Below are 16,580 nucleotides of genomic sequence, written 5' to 3'. Positions count from 1 at the left end.
TTTCCGAGGCGGAAAACCCTAAGCTCTTGACCGCATTCAATTTATTTTCCTGCGTTTTGCTGCTCTACGCCGGAGGCTACGCGCAAACGCAGCGCATTCAGGCGGATAAAGCCGGTAGCGTCGCCTTGATTGTACGCTTGAGTCGGATCGGCTTCCATTGTCGCAATGTTCGGATTGTACAAGCTCACCGGGCTCTTCACGCCGGCGGCAATAACATTGCCCTTATACAGCTTGAGACGAACCGTGCCGCTTACGTTCTTCTGGCTTTCGGTCACGAGCGCTTGTACAGCCAAACGTTCAGGCGCGAACCAGAAGCCGTTGTACACGAGCGATGCATAACGCGCGATCAGGGAATCACGCAAATGCATGACTTCCCGGTCCATCGTGAGCGACTCCATTTTACGGTGTGCAGTGAACAAAATCGCTCCGCCTGGTGTTTCATACACACCGCGGCTCTTCATGCCCACAAAGCGGTTCTCCACCATATCGACGCGGCCTACGCCGTGCTTGCCGCCGAGCTCATTAAGCTTCTCCATGACGTGAAGCGGAATCATCCGCTCGCCGTTAACGGCTACGCAGTTGCCCTGTTCGAACTCCAGCTCTACATATTCCGCTTGATCCGGAGCATCCTCAGGATCCACGCTGAGCAGGTACATGTCTTTATTTTCAGGCGCGCTGGCATCAAACCACGGATCCTCCAATACGCCGCTCTCATAGCTGATATGAAGCAGATTGCGGTCCATCGAATACGGCTTGGCAGCCGATGCGGTAACCGGAATGCCGTGCTTTTCCGCATAAGCGATCATTTCTGCGCGTCCCGGGAACTGCTCGCGGAACTGCTCCAGACGCCAAGGCGCAATCACTTCAATGTCAGGAGTCAGCGCAGCAGCCGTCAGCTCGAAACGAACCTGGTCGTTTCCTTTGCCTGTAGCGCCGTGCGCAATCGCTGTAGCGCCTTCCGCGCGGGCGATTTCGACCATCCGCTTAGCGATCAGCGGACGCGCGATGCTCGTACCGAGCAAATATTGTCCTTCGTACAGCGCACCCGCCTGAAACATCGGATAAATGAAGTCGCGAGCAAATTCTTCGCGCAGGTCATCGATGTATACTTTGGAAGCACCGGTATTCAGCGCTTTTTCTTCCAGGCCGTCAAGCTCTTCCTTCTGTCCGATATCAGCGGTAAAAGCAATAATTTCCGCGTCGTACGTTTCCTTCAACCATTTCAAAATGATCGACGTATCCAACCCGCCCGAATACGCCAACACAATTTTTTGCTTTGCCATACGCTTTTCGCTCCCCTAACGTTTAAGCTATTCTACATAATTGCAGCCATGACCGCTTTTTGCGCGTGCAGACGGTTTTCCGCCTGATCGAAAATGACCGAGTTCGGCCCGTCGATCACACTTTCCGAAACTTCTTCCCCGCGATGCGCCGGCAGACAGTGCATGAACAGATAGTCCTTTTTCGCGTATTTCACGAGCTCATCGTTCACCTGATAATTCTTGAACGCGATCTCCCGATCCTTCTGCTCCGCCTCAAAGCCCATGCTGGCCCATACATCCGTGTATACGACATCGGCATCGGCAATCGCTTCCTTGGGATCCGTGCCAACGTAGATGCTGGCGCCCATTTTTGAAGCCATATCACGGGACATATCGAGCACTTCCTGATCCGGCTCATAGCCTTCGGGTGTTGCCACCGCAAAATTCACCCCGAGCTTGGCAGCCCCCATTAACAGAGAGTGTACCATATTATTCCCATCGCCGATATAGGCTACTTTGAGCCCCTGCAGACGGCCTTTTTTCTCAAAGATCGTCTGGTAATCGGCCAATGCCTGGCAGGGATGCGACAAATCCGTCAAGCCGTTAATGACCGGAACGGTGGCTGCCCGGGCCAGCTCGATTACCGTGCGGTGAGCGTAGGTACGAATCATAATGCCGTCAAGATATCGCGACATCGTCTGTGCCGTATCTTGAATGGTCTCCCCGCGCCCGATCTGCAGATCGTTCTTGCTGAGAAACAGCGCATGACCACCCAGCTGGTACATCCCGACTTCGAAAGAAACCCGGGTCCGGGTCGAAGATTTTTCGAAAATCATCCCGAGCGTTTTTCCTTTGAGCGGCTGATACACCTCTCCCGCTTTTTGTTTCTTTTTCAATTCAACAGCCAAATTGATTAAATATTGAATCTCGTCCGGCGCGTAATCCACCAATCCGATGAAGTCGCGTCCTTTGAGTTGAACCGCCATATCCTGTTCGGTTGCTCCCGGCATGGAAACATCCCCTTTCTGTTTATCCGTAAAACCAACGTAAAGATTAAACCGCAGCCCCGGCCTTTTTCGCTAAAACGGTGCAGATCGCATGAATGCCGCGATCCAGGTCCTCTTTGGAGATTAAGAGGCTTGGCGCCAAACGAATCACGTTCGGTCCCGCCGATACGACGAGTATGCCCTCCTCGTGCAGCTCGCTAATCAGGTCCGCCGACGGTCGGTTAAGCCCGATGCCAATCAGCAGTCCCAGCCCGCGAATCTGCTCTACAAGCGGGTTGCTTGCCAGCTTTTGCTCCAGCTCGCCGACAATGTAGCGGCCAAGCTCAGCCGCCCGGTCCGACAGCTTCTCTTCGAGAATCGTCTCCACCGTAGCAACGCCTGCCGCCGTGGACAAATAGTTGCCGCCAAACGTGGAGCCGTGGCTCCCTGGGGAGAACGCTTCGCGCAGCTTCTCCTTGCCGAGCATCGCACCGATCGGCATCCCGCTTCCCAGGCCCTTGGCCAGCGTGATCACATCCGGCTCGATCCCGTAATGCTCATAGGCAAACAGCTTGCCCGTACGGCCCATACCGGTCTGAATCTCATCGACGATCAGCAGCAGTCCGTGCTGCTCGCACAGCTCTGCAACCCGCTTGACAAACGCCGCATCCGCCGGATTCACGCCGCCTTCCCCCTGCACCATCTCCAGCATAATCGCGCACGTCCGGCTGCTGATCAGCTTTTCTAAAGCTTCCGCATCGTTAAAAGGAGCATATACAAAGCCTTCCGGCAGCGGCAGGAAGCCTTCCTTCACCTTGTCTTGCCCGGTTGCCGTCAGCGTAGCCAGCGTCCGTCCGTGAAAAGACATATGGAAGGTGATGATCTCATAGCTTTCCGGCTTGCCGAGCACCTTCTGAAAGTAACGCCGCGCCAGCTTGATCGCCGCTTCGTTCGCCTCCGCTCCGCTGTTGCAAAAAAACGCCGCATCCGCGCAGCTGTTGGCTACCAGCAGCTCGGCCAGCTTTTGCTGATCCGGGATATGAAACAGGTTGCTCGTATGCCAGAGCGTATCGACCTGATTTTTCAGACGCTCCTTCACCTGCTTCGGAGCGTGCCCCAGGTTGGTCACCGCCAGCCCGCACATCAGATCCAAATATTCTTTGCCGTTTTCATCCCACAGCCTGCTGCCTTCCCCCTTCACAAAGGTAAGAGGGTAACGTCCGTAATTCGGAAACAATGCGCTTTGAGACTCTCCCATGCTGATCACTCCTTTATCATAAAAAGGTTCTTTTATTCCCTGACAATCCGCGTTCCGATGCCGCCGCCCTTGAGCGCTTTGCTCAACACCTGCGGTTCGGCTCCGTTAACGATCACAACCTCGCGCACCTTCCCTTGAATACACTGCACCGCTGCGCGTACTTTCGGGATCATCCCGCCATAAATCTCGCCGCTTTCGATCATCTCATCGATTTCCTTTACGGTCACCGAAGGGAGCACCTTTTTCTCTCCGTCTACGGTTTTCATAATTCCCGGCACGTCCGTCACTACGATCATCCGCTCCACGCCGATATGAGAGGCTACCGCCCCCGCCGCCGTATCGGCATTGATGTTATAGCGCTGGCCGCCGTCAGCTCCAATTCCTACAGGCGCGATGACCGGCATATAGCCCATGTCCACGATTCCCTGTACGAGCTCTGCGTTCACCTGCGTGACATCGCCGACGAGCCCGACCTCATGCGCGTTTGCCACAGGCGCCGCTTCAATCAGGTGACCGTCCACTCCGGATAATCCGAGCGCTTTGGCTCCGGAGCGCTGAATTTTGCGGACGATTTCTTTGTTAATTTGTCCAGCAAGCACCATTTCGACTACATCCAGTACCGCTTCGTTCGTCTTACGCAGCCCGTTTACAAATTCGGTCTCAATGCCCAGCTTCCCCAGCGTGTCCGATATCGCCGGACCGCCGCCATGGACGATAACCGGGATCAGGCCTTCCTCCTGCAGTCTTTTCAGATCCTCAAAAAATCCATCCGGAAGCGCCGCTAATGTACTGCCGCCGCATTTCATTACAAAACAATTGCTCATCCGAACCGTTTCCCCTTTATGAATCGGCCGTATCCTTTGCCATTCAACAAGACAAGGCCGCAAATATATACCCTGGTTGCTTCCTTATTTCTCTATACCCTTTGCACGCGTTTTGCAAACTAGGTTCTGTAAGCTGCGTTGATCCTCACATAATCATACGTCAAGTCGCAGCCCCAGCCGGTGGCGGTCTGATCGCCCATATTCAGATTGACATGGATTTGCACAAGCTCGCCCTTCAAATATTCGGCCGCCCGGTCCTCATCGAATTTCACCGGACGCGACTGCGCCAGCACGACAATGTCGCCAAGTCGGATGTCTACCGTTTCCGTTTGCACCGGATGCCCCGCACGGCCGACGGCTGCAATAATGCGCCCCCAGTTCGCATCCGCGCCGAAGCAGGCGGATTTGACCAGACTTGAACCGATCACGGTTTTGACGATCGCACGCGCCGCTTCTCGGGATGCCGCCCCGCTTACCGTCACCTCAATCAGCTTGGTTGCGCCTTCGCCGTCGCGGGCGATCGCTTTGGCCAAATATTCGCCGACATAATTGAACGCCGCCGCAAACGCCGGCCAGCTTTCATGCTCCGGAGTCAGGCTTTCGCCACCCGCCAGGCCGCTGGCCATGACGACGACCATATCGTTCGTGCTCGTATCGCCGTCAACCGTAATCATATTGAAGGTGGAATCCGTAACATCATTCAACAGCTTTTGCAGGTTTGCGCTCTCGATGTTGGCATCGGTCGTAATAAACCCGAGCATTGTCGCCATGTTCGGATGAATCATGCCCGAACCCTTTGCCGCGCCGGCAATATGTACCGTGCGACCGTCCACCGTCAGGCTGACGCAGATCTCCTTCTTCACCAGGTCCGTTGTCAGAATCGCCTGACAAAAATCATCCCCGCCGTCAGTCTTCACCCCCGCCGGAAGCCTTTCGATTCCGCTCAGCACCTTCGGCATCGGGAGCAGCTCGCCGATCACGCCTGTCGATGTGACGCCGACCAGATGCTCGGCCACGCCGAACGTCTTGGCACCCGCCGTTCGCATCGCACGGGCATCATCCTCGCCCTGCTGTCCGGTGCATGCATTCGCGTTTCCGCTGTTGACGAGCATGACCTGCAGCATGCCTCCCTGCGCAATGCTCTCCTGCGTCACGCGCAGCGGAGCAGCCTGAAACTGGTTCAGCGTATATACGCCCGCCGCCTGCGCCGGCACTTCACACACGATCGCGCCAAGATCATGGCGCTCCGTCTTCTTCAGTCCGCAATGCAGACCGCCTGCCCGAAAACCTTTCGGTGTCGTGACGGACCCTTCCGATACGATCACGAACGATTCCTTGCCTAACATAGCCATCCTTCTCCTCACCGTTCCTTAGCGCTTTATGGATACACCGGGGTGAACGCAAGACCCGTCGTTTCATCCCAGCCCATCATCAAATTCAAGTTTTGGACCGCCTGCCCGGCTGCGCCCTTTACCACATTGTCTATAACGGATATAATCGTCAAACGACCCGTCCGCGGATCAAGGGACAAGCCGATGTCGCAGTAATTGGAGCCCCATACTTCCTTTGTTGCCGGGTACTTGCCTTTGTCACGAATACGGACGAATCGGCGTCCTTCATAGTACTTGCGGTAAAGATCGAATATCTCGTCCTCGCTGTGCTGTTCTCTCAGGTTTACATAAATCGTCGACAAGATTCCGCGCGTCATCGGAACGAGGTGCGTCGTAAACGTCATGACGATCTCCTCGCCGGCAATGCGGCTCAGCGTTTGCTCAATCTCCGGGGTATGCTGATGCTTGTTTACTTTATAAGCAAGGAAGTTCTCATTGATTTCCGAATAATGAACCGTCAGGCTGAGTCCGCGGCCCGCTCCCGAAACGCCCGATTTGGCGTCGGCAATGACGGATTTCGGGTCCATCCAGCCGCTTGCGGCAATCGGCGCCAGACCCAGCAGCGTTGCGGTCGGATAGCATCCGGGGTTGGAAATAAAATCCGCTCCCCGCACGTCATCAGCGAACACCTCGGCCAGTCCGTAAACCGCCTTTTCTATATAAGCCGGATCTGCAGGCTTGTGTTTGTACCAAGTTTCGTAAGCCTCGCCCGATTTCAGACGAAAATCGCCGGAGATATCGATCACTTTCAACCCCGCATCGAAAAGCTTCGGCGACAGCTCCGTACTTACGCCGTGCGGCGTCGCCAAAAAGACAACATCCGCCTTCTCCCGAATCAAATCGACATCCACGGCATCCAGCTTATCGGTCAGAATTTGATTCAAATGCGGATATCCGTCCGCGATCGGCGCGCCTGCGCTGGAAGACGAGATCACCGAAGTAATGGCCACATGCGGATGAGCCAGCAGAAGCCGGATAAGCTCTACCCCTCCGTAGCCCGTAGAACCGATAATGGCCGCTCTTAATTTCGTAGACATGGTTCCGTTCCCTCCACATAAAAACTATGTATTATTATACATTCTAGAGTATAATAATTCAATGTATTTTTCCTTTATATATAGGGCCTGTTCCGCGATGATACCCCTGCAAAATCAAGCATTTTGGGCGACTAAACATGATTCCCCTCCTCATCGTAACCCACTATGGCGGCTCAATCAAGAGAAACGTCTCCGCTGAAGTCAAGATGGCCTTTTTTATCTTGAAAACAGCTATCCGCAGTGATAAAATAGTCTTGGAGAAAACGTTGCCACAAACGGAGCTGTTCGGAATGAATAAAACGGAAGCCGAATTCAGTAATTTGGTGAAGGCGTTTCGTAAACGTCACATAGGAAAAGGGCCTCGCGAGATCCGCACCACCTTTTGCAAAAACTGGGCCATCTGCGAGATGGAGGGACATCTGTCCCCCGTGGAGAAATTTATCGCTTCCGCAAGCGACGGCAAGCATGTGCTTCGCACGGCACGGACGGAAATGATCAAGGAGATGTACCGGACTCACCGCCCTATCGAAATCGAAGAGCTTCTGGGCGCACAATTTGTCGATTTATTTCTTGACATCGATTTGGACAAAGATGTAGGCATGAGCATTTTTGTATTCGATCAGGATATCGAAAAAAAATTCAGCTCGTCCTAGAGTCGAATACGCACACCAAAATATACGTGCCGTTGGCACTTGGCAGCGAACCTGCTCAAGACTAACCGCCGCAACAGATTCCATCCTTTATTCCGACAAATGGACATGGGGAGAAGAATCTTTGCGGCTTTTTTCATTCCATCGTTCATCCAAAATTTCATACAAGGTGGTAATTATTCATGGGTAAAACGAAACATTCAGGACGCATCAGTCTTCCAAGCCGTCCAGACCCTAAGCTTTGGGCCAGCAAAATGCCGTTTGGTCTTAACCGGATCAAGCCCCGGCATATACGGGACACTTTAAAAGTCGTGTGGGATAATCGCGACCAGCTTCCCTATGCCTTTCGTATTTTGACTCAGGGTGTTTGCGACGGCTGTGCGCTGGGGGTATCCGGCCTGAGAGACCAGACGCTGGAGGGGCCTCATTTGTGCACGACGCGGCTGAACGTGCTGCGGCTTAATACGATGCCGGCTATTCCTGAACAAACGCTGCATTCGGATATTGAAGAGCTTCGCAAGCTGGACAGCACGGAGCTTCGTAAACTGGGCCGTATACCTTATCCTTTAATCCGCCGGGCCGGAGAGAGCCGGTTTAGCCGCTTGTCCTGGGACGAGGCGCTGAATACGATTGCCGGAAAAATCCGCAATATCGATCCCAAGCAGCTGGCCTTTTACTTAACAGCTCGCGGAATTACCAATGAATCCTACTACGTCGCCGCCAAAGCGGCCCGTTTCTTGGGCACCAATCATATCGACAACGCCTCCCGGATCTGTCATTCTCCGTCCAAGACCGCTTTGAAGCGTTCGGTCGGTATCGGGGCGTCAAGCTGTAACTACAAAGACTGGATCGGTACGGATGTACTCGTGTTCTGGGGCAGCGTTGCCGCAAACAACCAGCCGGTATCCACCAAGTATATGTATGCAGCCAAGCGGAAAGGGACCAAGATCATTGCCATCAACCCTTACCATGAGCCGGCTATGGATCAATATTGGATTCCGTCCGTAGGCGAATCCGCTCTGTTCGGAACCAAGATTACCGATGATTTCTATCAGGTAAACATCGGCGGGGACATCGCCTTTATGAACGGTGTAATGAAGCACTGGTTCGAGATGGAGGAGACTGCTCCCGGTTCTGCCGTAAACAAGGCCTTCGTTCAGGAACACACGAACGGCTATGAAGAGCTGCGGGCACATGTCATGAAGCAGGATTGGACTTTACTCGAGCAATCGTCCGGACTCTCGCGTGAGAGAATGCGCGAATTCGCCCTGCTGCTTGCCAAAGCCAAATCGGCTGTCTTTGTATGGAGCATGGGACTGACGCAGCACCGCTTCGGTACGGACAACATTTCGCAGGTGGCTAATCTCGCGCTGCTCCGGGGCTTCCTTGGCCGTGAGCACTGCGGGCTCATGCCGATCCGCGGACATAGCGGCGTACAAGGCTCCGGCGAGATGGGAGCGGACCCGTTCAGCTTGCCTGGCGGAGAGTTTAAAGGCGCCGACATCCCAAGAATCGAAGAGATTTGGGGCTTCAAGCTGCCCGAATGGCAGGGGGATATCGTCGGAGTCACGCTCGAGAATGCGCTGCTACCGAATGATCACGATCGGAAGCTGAAGGCGTTCTACACTTCGGGCGGCAACTTCCTGGAAACTATGCCGGACCCTGATTTCGTCGAACGCTGCTTGCAAAACGTAGAGCTGCGGGTACACCAAGACATTATGCTGAATACCTCTACGCTGGTGGATGCCAAAGAAACGGTTATCGTCCTGCCTGCCATGACCCGCTATGAGCAGCCTGGCGGCGGAACTTCCACGTCGACGGAGCGCATGGTGTATTTCTCCCCTGAAATCGACGGGCCTCGCATGCCTGAAGCCCGTTCGGAATGGGAAATCTATGTAGACTTGGCTTCACGCGTGAAGCCTGATCAGGCGCATTTGATCCAGTTTAAAGACGCTGCCGCGGTCCGTGCGGAAATTGCCAAGGCTGCGCCAAATTACGACGGCATTCAGCACCTGAGCAAACGGGGTGACGTATTCCAATGGGGCGGAGCATGGCTTTGCGAGGATGGCATTTGCCCTACGCCGGACGGACGCGGGAATTTGCTCCCAATTGAGCTTCCTGAGCTGCGCAAGCCGGAAGGCCATTACTTTGTTACCACCCGCCGCGGAAAGCAGTTCAATTCCATGATCTACAGCGAAACCGATCCATTCAACGGTGCGGACCGCTACGACGTCCTGATGAATGCGGAGGACGGCAAGGCACAGCAGCTGCAAGAGGGCGATGCCATCGTCGTATATAATAAGTATGGCGTATTCCATGGACGGGCCAAATGGGCTGATGTCAGATCCGGCAATATCCAAGTTCATTGGCCTGAAGGCAACGTCGTCATTCCAAAAGGCGTCTATGAACCGCATGCGGGGATTCCGGAATACAACACCACGGTAATCGTGGAAAAGGCAGAAACGTATCATGCATTTAAAGACACCAAATATGTCGAGCGCAGAATTGACGAATTGGAGATGGAAAGTGAGTGACGGCCGTGGATGTATCGGTTTCGACTCGAACAGTATGGCGTTATGACGGGGGACAGCTTAACGAGCAGGAAGACCCTATCGCCAAAGAAACGCCGTTAACCATCCGACTGGATGGAGAAGAATTCGCCACCATCGTATGCACTCCCTCCGATATGGAGGATATGGTTTTCGGATTTTTAGCTTCCGAAGGAGTCATCCGGGAAGCCAACGAGGTGACCGGCCTGCAGCTCAATGCGAGCCGGGGATTCGCCGATGTAACGCTGCTTTATCCCGAGCGCGGAAAAGTAATGGATCATTCCAAGCGCGTCATCGGATCGTGCTGCGGCAAAAGCCGGCAGTTCTATCTGCGCAGCGATGTGCGGACAGCCAAAACCGTGATGACCCGTTCACGCATTACTCCTGACGAGTGCCTCAAGCTGATCCGCCAGCTGCAGGAAGGCTCCGATGTCTTCCGCCAGACGGGCGGGGTTCATAATGCGGCGCTCTGCTCCAGAGAGAAGCTGCTTGTCACCCGGACCGATATCGGCCGCCATAATGCGCTTGACAAAGTATACGGGCACTGCTTGAGAGAGCGCATATCCATGAAGGATACCGCCGTCGCTTTCAGCGGCCGGGTGAGCTCGGAGGTGCTGCTCAAAACCGCCAAGATGGGCGTTGGCATTCTCCTTTCCAAATCGGCGCCTACCGATCTGGCGCTGGAGCTTGCCGATGACCTGGGCATCACCGTTATAGGATTTATTAGGGGGAGTACGTTTAACGTGTACTCGCATCCGGAGCGATTAGCATAAACAACAACAGGAGGAACCGGCCCTTTTATGGGCTGGTTCCTCCTGTTCCGTTTAGCTTGAAGCCTTCTCCAAGCACCTCGTTCGTATCGCTCAGAATGACAAAAGCGCCGGGGTCGATCCGGCGTACCAGCTCTTTGAGCCGGCTCACTTCCGTCTGACCTACGACAACCATAAATACTGTCCGCTCCTCTCCCGTGTAGCCCCCCGTAGCTTGCAGCTTGGTCAGACCCCGGTCGAGTTCATAGAGGATGGCCTCCTTCAGCGCTTGCTCCGACTCTGATATGATAAATGCCACTTTAGAGTAGCTTAAGCCCACTTGCACCACATTAATCGTTCTGCTCGTTACGAATAACCCGATTAGCGCATACATCGCCTTCTCAGGAGAAATCAGCAGGCCCGCGGTGACAATGACCAGACCATCCAGCAGCGCAATGCAGAGCCCCAGAGTGATACCTGTATATTTATGCAATATTTGCGCAGCCAAATCCAGACCGCCGGTTGATCCTCTTCCCCGAAACACCAGTCCGAGCCCAATGCCGATAAGTACACCGCCATAAATACTGGCAAGCAGGATATTATTCGTCAGCGACGGCAGATCTCGCGTGAGCAAGACGAGCAACGGCAGCACCACGGAGCCGACCGCCGTTTTCACGCCGAATTGTTTCCCCAGCAGGAATGTACCCGCCAGAAATAAAGGAATGTTAAGCGCCCATTGCGTCAGCGCCGGTTCAATGCCCATGATGCTGTTCACAATGATGCTGATGCCCGACACGCCGCCTGAGGCAACCTGATTCGGACTCAAAAATACATTAAAGCTGACCGCAATGATCGCCGACCCAAGCAGCAAAAGCACATACTCCAGCAGACGTTGATTCCACCCGCCTCCCGCGCCTCTACGGGCGCCGCGCCTGCGGCGGGAACCGTGTTTGCTTGCTCTCGTCATGGGAGTCACGCTCTGATCTGTCCCGGCAGCCTGCATCCGCCACACCTCCTGCATCATGCAAAAAATCCTACACTCCGCCGCAGCTTCCCTCCTGCAAGCCCCGTCTTCAAATCACGTCTGAGGTTTGCAGGAAGCTTTCTGCACTTCTAGTGTAGGATGAGCTTGGAAACTCCGTTTTATGTTTTCTCAGCTTTCTTTTTCCGGCTTCGCTATTTGCTGGCGCAAATAAGCGTCAATAAACGGATCGAGATCGCCGTCCATCACGGCGCCTATGTTTCCGGTTTCCGCCTGCGTTCTGTGATCCTTCACCATGCTGTACGGATGGAAGACGTACGAACGGATTTGGCTCCCCCAGGCGATATCGGAAACTTCCCCGCGGATTTCCGCCAGCTGCTTCTGCTGCTCTTCAATTTTCTTCTCGTACAGCTTGGACCGAAGCATTTTCATCGCACGTTCCCGGTTTTTGATCTGCGAGCGCTCCGTTTGACAGCTGACCACGACGCCGCTCGGAATGTGCGTAATCCGCACGGCCGAGTCGGTCGTATTGATGTGCTGTCCTCCCGCGCCGCTGGAACGGTACGTGTCCACCTTAAGATCCTCGGTTCGAATCTCGATCTCCACGTCGTCATCGATTTCAGGCATAACATCGCATGAAACAAACGACGTGTGCCTGCGTCCGGAAGCATCAAACGGCGAAATGCGCACCAGCCGGTGAACGCCCTTTTCCGCTTTCAAATAGCCGTAAGCATTATACCCCTTAATCAACAGGGTTACGCTCTTCACACCGGCCTCGTCACCCGGCAAATAATCAAGCACCTCCACTTTGAAGTCTCTCTTCTCCGCCCAACGGCGGTACATGCGAAGCAGCAATTCGGCCCAATCCTGCGATTCCGTGCCGCCCGCACCCGGATGCAGCTCCACAATGGCATTGAGCCGGTCATACGGCTGGCTGAGAAGAAGCTGCAGCTCAAAATCCTCAAGCTTCTTGACGAGAGCGGCGATCCCGGCCGTAATATCGCCGGCCATGCTTTCATCCTTCTCCTCCTGCATCAGCTCCACGAGCACCTCAAGATCTTCGTATTCGGAAGCCAACGACTGAAACTGATCGACTACGCTCTTAACTCCGTTGGCTTCCGCAATCAGCTTTTGCGCGCGCTCGTTATCGTCCCAAAAATCGGGAGCCGACATTTTTTCCTCATAGTCAGCCACTTGCTCCAGCTTGAGATCTAAGTCAAAGAGACCCCCTAAGCTCAGCCAATCGCTTGGCCGTTTCTTGTAAATCGCGCTTCACATCTGCTTCTAACATGTAAACACACCTCTATCCGTAGTTTTAGCAGAAAAAGAGACCGGAGCGATTCCCCCGACCTCCCTTTCCGACGTCCTGTTTTCTTTATTTCTTAAACTCCATGGCACTGCTTGTATTTTTTGCCGCTGCCACATGGGCAAAGGTCGTTACGTCCGATCTTGTCTTCGTTCACGACAGGCTTCTTCGGCGCAGGCTCTCCGTCGCTGCTGTTGGTAGCCATCTCATGCTCTTCGACCACTGCTTCACGCACGAGGTTCGTCTCTACATGAGCCTTCATGATGTAAGTGGCCACTTCCTCCTGGATGTTCTGGATCATCTCCTGGAACATCTCATAGCCCTCAAATTGATATTCGCGCAAAGGATCCGTACCGCCGTAAGCGCGAAGATGAATTCCTTGGCGAAGCTGGTCCATCGCATCAATATGATCCATCCACTTGCTATCGACCGCACGGAGCACAACGACCTTCTCAAATTCACGTATGAATTCTTCACCGATCTCCCGCTCACGATCTTCATACAGCCTTCTCAAGAGATCCTTCATGTAATCGATGATCTCTTCTTTTTCTTTACCCCACAGCTCATCGGCCGTCAACTGGCCTTCATGCAGAAATGTTCCGTTGGCGTAATCGACAATCGCCTGCAGATCCCACTCTTCGGGCACCTGATCATCAGGGCAGTGAGCTTCAACAATACGGTCGATGACCGGCATCATCATTCCGAGCGTGATATCCCGGATATTTTCGGATTCGATCACCTCGCGGCGCTGCTTGTAGATGATTTCCCGCTGCTGATTCATCACATCGTCATACTGAAGAACGATCTTCCGTACGTCAAAGTTGTTGCCTTCTACACGCTTTTGTGCAGATTCGATGGCTTTGGAAATCAGCTTGCTCTCAATCGGCTGGTCTTCCTCAAAGCCAAGACGCTCCATCATTCCCATGATGTTCTCCGCCCCGAATCTACGCATCAGGTCGTCTTCCAGCGACAAGTAGAACTGGGAAGAGCCCGGGTCGCCCTGACGTCCGGCACGTCCGCGCAGCTGGTTATCGATCCGTCGGCTTTCATGGCGCTCTGTACCTATAATATGCAGCCCGCCGACTTCGGCTACCCCATCTCCGAGCATAATGTCGGTTCCGCGTCCCGCCATATTGGTGGCGATCGTTACCGCACCAGGCTGTCCCGCACGGGATACGATTTCCGCTTCCTCGGCATGATATTTTGCATTCAGAACCTGATGCTTTACGCCTCTTTTCTTCAGCATTTCAGACAACCGCTCGGAGTTCTCGATCGATACCGTACCGACCAGCACCGGCTGGTTTTTCTTATGGCGCTCTACGATCTCATTGACTACCGCACGGAACTTGCTGCCCACCGATTTATATACAATGTCCGGCAAATCTTGACGGATCGCAGGCTTGTTGGTAGGAACGACGATAACGTCCAGCCCGTAAATCTTCTTCAGCTCTTCTTCCTCTGTCTTCGCCGTACCCGTCATCCCCGACAGCTTGCGGTACATCCGGAAATAGTTCTGCAGTGTAATCGTCGCCAGCGTCATGGACTCGTTCTGTATTTTTAGCTTCTCTTTAGCTTCGATCGCTTGGTGAAGCCCTTCGCTGTAACGGCGGCCCGTCATCAAGCGTCCGGTAAATTCATCAACAATGACGATCTCGCCTTCACTTACTACATAGTCCACATCAAGACGCATAATGGCATGCGCCTTCAACGCTTGTTGGATATGGTGATTTAACGTCACATGCTCATGATCGAATAAGTTCTCAATGCCGAACGTTTTTTCGGCTTTCTCCACCCCTGCCTCCGTCAATGTAACCGAGCGCAGCTTCACATCAATAACATAATCCTCTTCTTCCTTCAAACGCCTAACAAAATTATCGGCCGTCATATACATGTCGGTGGATTTGGCGGCTTGTCCGGATATAATCAGCGGTGTACGGGCTTCATCGACCAGAATGGAATCGACCTCGTCGATGACCGCGTAATATAGCGGCCTTTGCACCATTTGTTCTTTATAAACAACCATGTTATCGCGCAAATAGTCAAATCCGAACTCGTTGTTCGTGCCGTACGTTACATCGCAGGCGTACGCCTGCTGCTTTTCCGGATGCCCGAGATTCTGCAGGTTTACCCCGACGGTCATGCCCAAAAATTCATAAATTTTGCCCATTTCCGCACTGTCGCGTTGAGCCAAATAATCGTTGACCGTAACCACATGAACGCCTTTGCCCAAAAGCGCGTTCAAATAGACCGGGAGCGTACCGACCAGTGTCTTTCCTTCCCCTGTCCGCATCTCTGCGATCCGGCCTTCATGCAGCACCATGCCGCCAATAAGCTGAACGTCATAATGACGCTTGCCCAGCACGCGCTTGGAGGCTTCCCTCACCACGGCAAAAGCTTCCGGCAGCAGATCGTCCAGATCCTCACCGTTCTCCAGCCGGCCGCGGAATTCGTTGGTTCTATTGCGTAAATCTTCATCAGTCAGCGTCTGAATGGATTCTTCCAGCGAGTTGATATACTCAACCACTTTCCACATCCTCTTCAGCTCGCGGTCATTTGAATCGCCAAATATTTTTTTCACGAGTCCTAGCATGCAGCTAATCCCCTTTCTTTTCATCGAACAATATCATATAACCTAAATTGTAGCAGTTTGCTCATCTCGCCGCAACAAACCACTCTATTTCCCTGTATTACTAAAAAGAGCCTGCCCGTGCGCCGCAGGCATCGGAACGATGCGCCGTCAGCGATTCAGGCAAGCTCGGATTTTTCAAATGAACGGATTACCGGGCCGGCTCAATTAAACCGTATCTCCCGTCATCACGTTTATATACCACGTTGACCTGTTCCGTATCAGAGTTGGCAAAAACAAAGAAATTATGGCCTACCATGTTCATTTGCAAAATGGCTTCTTCCACATCCATCGGCTTTAGCGTAAACCGCTTTGTCCGCACCAATTCGTATTCATCCTCATCTTCTAGGGAATAGGAAGCGCTTGGTTCGGGTTCTACCCGAAATAAATCCTTTATCCCGCCTTCTTGGCGGAGCTTGCGGTTAGCCTTCGTCTTGGCCTTACGAATTTGCCGTTCCAGCTTGTCTACCACAAGATCGACGGATGCATACATATCCGCATGCTTCTCTTCCGCCCTCAGCAGCAAGCCCGTAAGCGGGATCGTCACCTCGATGGTCTGCATGCCTTTCACGACGCTTAGTGTTACGTTAACTTCAGATGTAGGGGGAGCTTCAAAGTACCTTTCCAGCTTACTCAGCTTTTTCTCAACATGGTCTCTCAACGCTTCTGTCACTTCGATGTTTTCTCCGCGAATGTTGAACTTCATGTAGTACTCCTCCTTTCATACCTACAGTATACTATATTCTCCTTCCTCTTCAAAAATCCTTCCGTCTGCCAGTCCTATTTTTCACGAGAATCCGACGAAATCCCCATATATTTCGACAAAGTATGCGCAATCGAGTAGGAGGGGGCGCCTAGCCCCCGACCTCTCACACCACCGTACATGCGGGTCCGCATACGGCGGTTCCAAAAGGTTAACAAAGCTCTAAATAACGAGAAAGCAAACTTCTCAGCCCTTTC

The 16,580-nt window shown here is 53.4% G+C and carries 14 protein-coding genes; 3 read left to right on the top strand and 11 right to left on the bottom strand.

Annotation, left to right across the window (positions count from 1 at the left end; translation table 11 throughout):
- Positions 1-41 precede the first annotated feature (41 nt).
- The 6 genes from ACZYR9_RS19990 to argC form a co-directional block, all read right to left on the bottom strand.
- Positions 42-1,283, bottom strand: coding sequence for an argininosuccinate synthase (locus tag ACZYR9_RS19990; protein WP_488980228.1), 1,242 nt, complete (start codon positions 1,281-1,283; stop codon positions 42-44).
- 32 nt (positions 1,284-1,315) lie between these two features.
- Positions 1,316-2,272, bottom strand: coding sequence for an ornithine carbamoyltransferase (gene argF / locus ACZYR9_RS19985; protein WP_488980227.1), 957 nt, complete (start codon positions 2,270-2,272; stop codon positions 1,316-1,318).
- 43 nt (positions 2,273-2,315) lie between these two features.
- Positions 2,316-3,506, bottom strand: a complete 1,191-nt coding sequence (gene argD / locus ACZYR9_RS19980; protein WP_488980226.1) for an acetylornithine transaminase — start codon at positions 3,504-3,506, stop codon at positions 2,316-2,318.
- A 32-nt stretch (positions 3,507-3,538) separates the two neighbouring features.
- A complete protein-coding gene (gene argB, locus ACZYR9_RS19975) occupies positions 3,539-4,330 on the bottom strand; it encodes an acetylglutamate kinase (RefSeq protein ID WP_488980225.1) in 792 nt (263 codons plus the stop codon).
- 119 nt (positions 4,331-4,449) lie between these two features.
- The gene (gene argJ / locus ACZYR9_RS19970; RefSeq protein ID WP_488980224.1) at positions 4,450-5,682 is read right to left on the bottom strand and encodes a bifunctional glutamate N-acetyltransferase/amino-acid acetyltransferase ArgJ; all 1,233 of its coding nucleotides are present in this window, start codon (positions 5,680-5,682) and stop codon (positions 4,450-4,452) included.
- Positions 5,683-5,708: 26 nt separating this feature from the next.
- Positions 5,709-6,758, bottom strand: a complete 1,050-nt coding sequence (argC, locus tag ACZYR9_RS19965; protein ID WP_488980223.1) for an N-acetyl-gamma-glutamyl-phosphate reductase — start codon at positions 6,756-6,758, stop codon at positions 5,709-5,711.
- A 290-nt stretch (positions 6,759-7,048) separates the two neighbouring features.
- On the opposite strand from argC, the gene ACZYR9_RS19960 reads away from it, so the two are divergent.
- From ACZYR9_RS19960 to fdhD, 3 genes are all read left to right on the top strand, one after another.
- Entirely contained in the window at positions 7,049-7,411 is a 363-nt protein-coding gene (locus ACZYR9_RS19960; protein WP_488980222.1) for a Na-translocating system protein MpsC family protein, read from the top strand.
- 179 nt (positions 7,412-7,590) lie between these two features.
- Positions 7,591-9,942 carry an FdhF/YdeP family oxidoreductase gene (locus tag ACZYR9_RS19955; RefSeq protein ID WP_488980221.1) on the top strand — a complete coding sequence of 784 codons (2,352 nt, stop codon included), beginning with the start codon at positions 7,591-7,593 and terminating at the stop codon, positions 9,940-9,942.
- Between the two features lie 5 nt (positions 9,943-9,947).
- On the top strand, positions 9,948-10,730 hold the full coding sequence (gene fdhD, locus ACZYR9_RS19950) for a formate dehydrogenase accessory sulfurtransferase FdhD (RefSeq protein ID WP_488980265.1): 783 nt from the start codon (positions 9,948-9,950) through the stop codon (positions 10,728-10,730).
- Between the two features lie 25 nt (positions 10,731-10,755).
- On the opposite strand, the gene ACZYR9_RS19945 is transcribed toward fdhD, so the two are convergent.
- The 5 genes from ACZYR9_RS19945 to ACZYR9_RS19925 all read right to left on the bottom strand — a co-directional run.
- Positions 10,756-11,673: a YitT family protein gene (locus tag ACZYR9_RS19945; protein WP_488980264.1), complete on the bottom strand. Its 918-nt coding sequence runs from the start codon at positions 11,671-11,673 to the stop codon at positions 10,756-10,758.
- 186 nt (positions 11,674-11,859) lie between these two features.
- A protein-coding gene (gene prfB / locus ACZYR9_RS19940) for a peptide chain release factor 2 (protein WP_488980220.1) occupies positions 11,860-12,979 on the bottom strand; the annotation gives its coding sequence in 2 pieces (ribosomal slippage) (positions 11,860-12,906 and positions 12,908-12,979; 1,119 coding nt in all).
- Between the two features lie 91 nt (positions 12,980-13,070).
- Positions 13,071-15,584, bottom strand: coding sequence for a preprotein translocase subunit SecA (gene secA / locus ACZYR9_RS19935; RefSeq protein WP_488980219.1), 2,514 nt, complete (start codon positions 15,582-15,584; stop codon positions 13,071-13,073).
- 187 nt (positions 15,585-15,771) lie between these two features.
- Positions 15,772-16,326, bottom strand: a complete 555-nt coding sequence (hpf, locus tag ACZYR9_RS19930; protein ID WP_488980218.1) for a ribosome hibernation-promoting factor, HPF/YfiA family — start codon at positions 16,324-16,326, stop codon at positions 15,772-15,774.
- Positions 16,327-16,400: 74 nt separating this feature from the next.
- On the bottom strand, positions 16,401-16,580 hold a 180-nt coding region (locus tag ACZYR9_RS19925; RefSeq protein WP_488980217.1), incomplete at its 5' end, for a hypothetical protein.

It is taken from the genome of Paenibacillus sp. F024 (assembly GCF_057814255.1).
The sequence above is the reverse complement of the archived record's forward strand: the minus strand, read 5'-3'. Positions and strand labels throughout refer to the sequence as shown.

Excerpts from the sequence above, each read along its gene's own strand:
- ACZYR9_RS19990 (WP_488980228.1), bottom strand. The coding sequence starts at position 1,283 with ATGGCAAAGCAAAAAATTGTGTTGGCGTATTCGGGCGGGTTGGATACG.
- argF (WP_488980227.1), bottom strand. The coding sequence starts at position 2,272 with ATGCCGGGAGCAACCGAACAGGATATGGCGGTTCAACTCAAAGGACGC.
- argD (WP_488980226.1), bottom strand. The coding sequence starts at position 3,506 with ATGGGAGAGTCTCAAAGCGCATTGTTTCCGAATTACGGACGTTACCCT.
- argB (WP_488980225.1), bottom strand. The coding sequence starts at position 4,330 with ATGAGCAATTGTTTTGTAATGAAATGCGGCGGCAGTACATTAGCGGCG.
- argJ (WP_488980224.1), bottom strand. The coding sequence starts at position 5,682 with ATGGCTATGTTAGGCAAGGAATCGTTCGTGATCGTATCGGAAGGGTCC.
- argC (WP_488980223.1), bottom strand. The coding sequence starts at position 6,758 with ATGTCTACGAAATTAAGAGCGGCCATTATCGGTTCTACGGGCTACGGA.
- ACZYR9_RS19960 (WP_488980222.1), top strand. The coding sequence starts at position 7,049 with ATGAATAAAACGGAAGCCGAATTCAGTAATTTGGTGAAGGCGTTTCGT.
- ACZYR9_RS19955 (WP_488980221.1), top strand. The coding sequence starts at position 7,591 with ATGGGTAAAACGAAACATTCAGGACGCATCAGTCTTCCAAGCCGTCCA.
- ACZYR9_RS19945 (WP_488980264.1), bottom strand. The coding sequence starts at position 11,673 with ATGACGAGAGCAAGCAAACACGGTTCCCGCCGCAGGCGCGGCGCCCGT.
- secA (WP_488980219.1), bottom strand. The coding sequence starts at position 15,584 with ATGCTAGGACTCGTGAAAAAAATATTTGGCGATTCAAATGACCGCGAG.
- hpf (WP_488980218.1), bottom strand. The coding sequence starts at position 16,326 with ATGAAGTTCAACATTCGCGGAGAAAACATCGAAGTGACAGAAGCGTTG.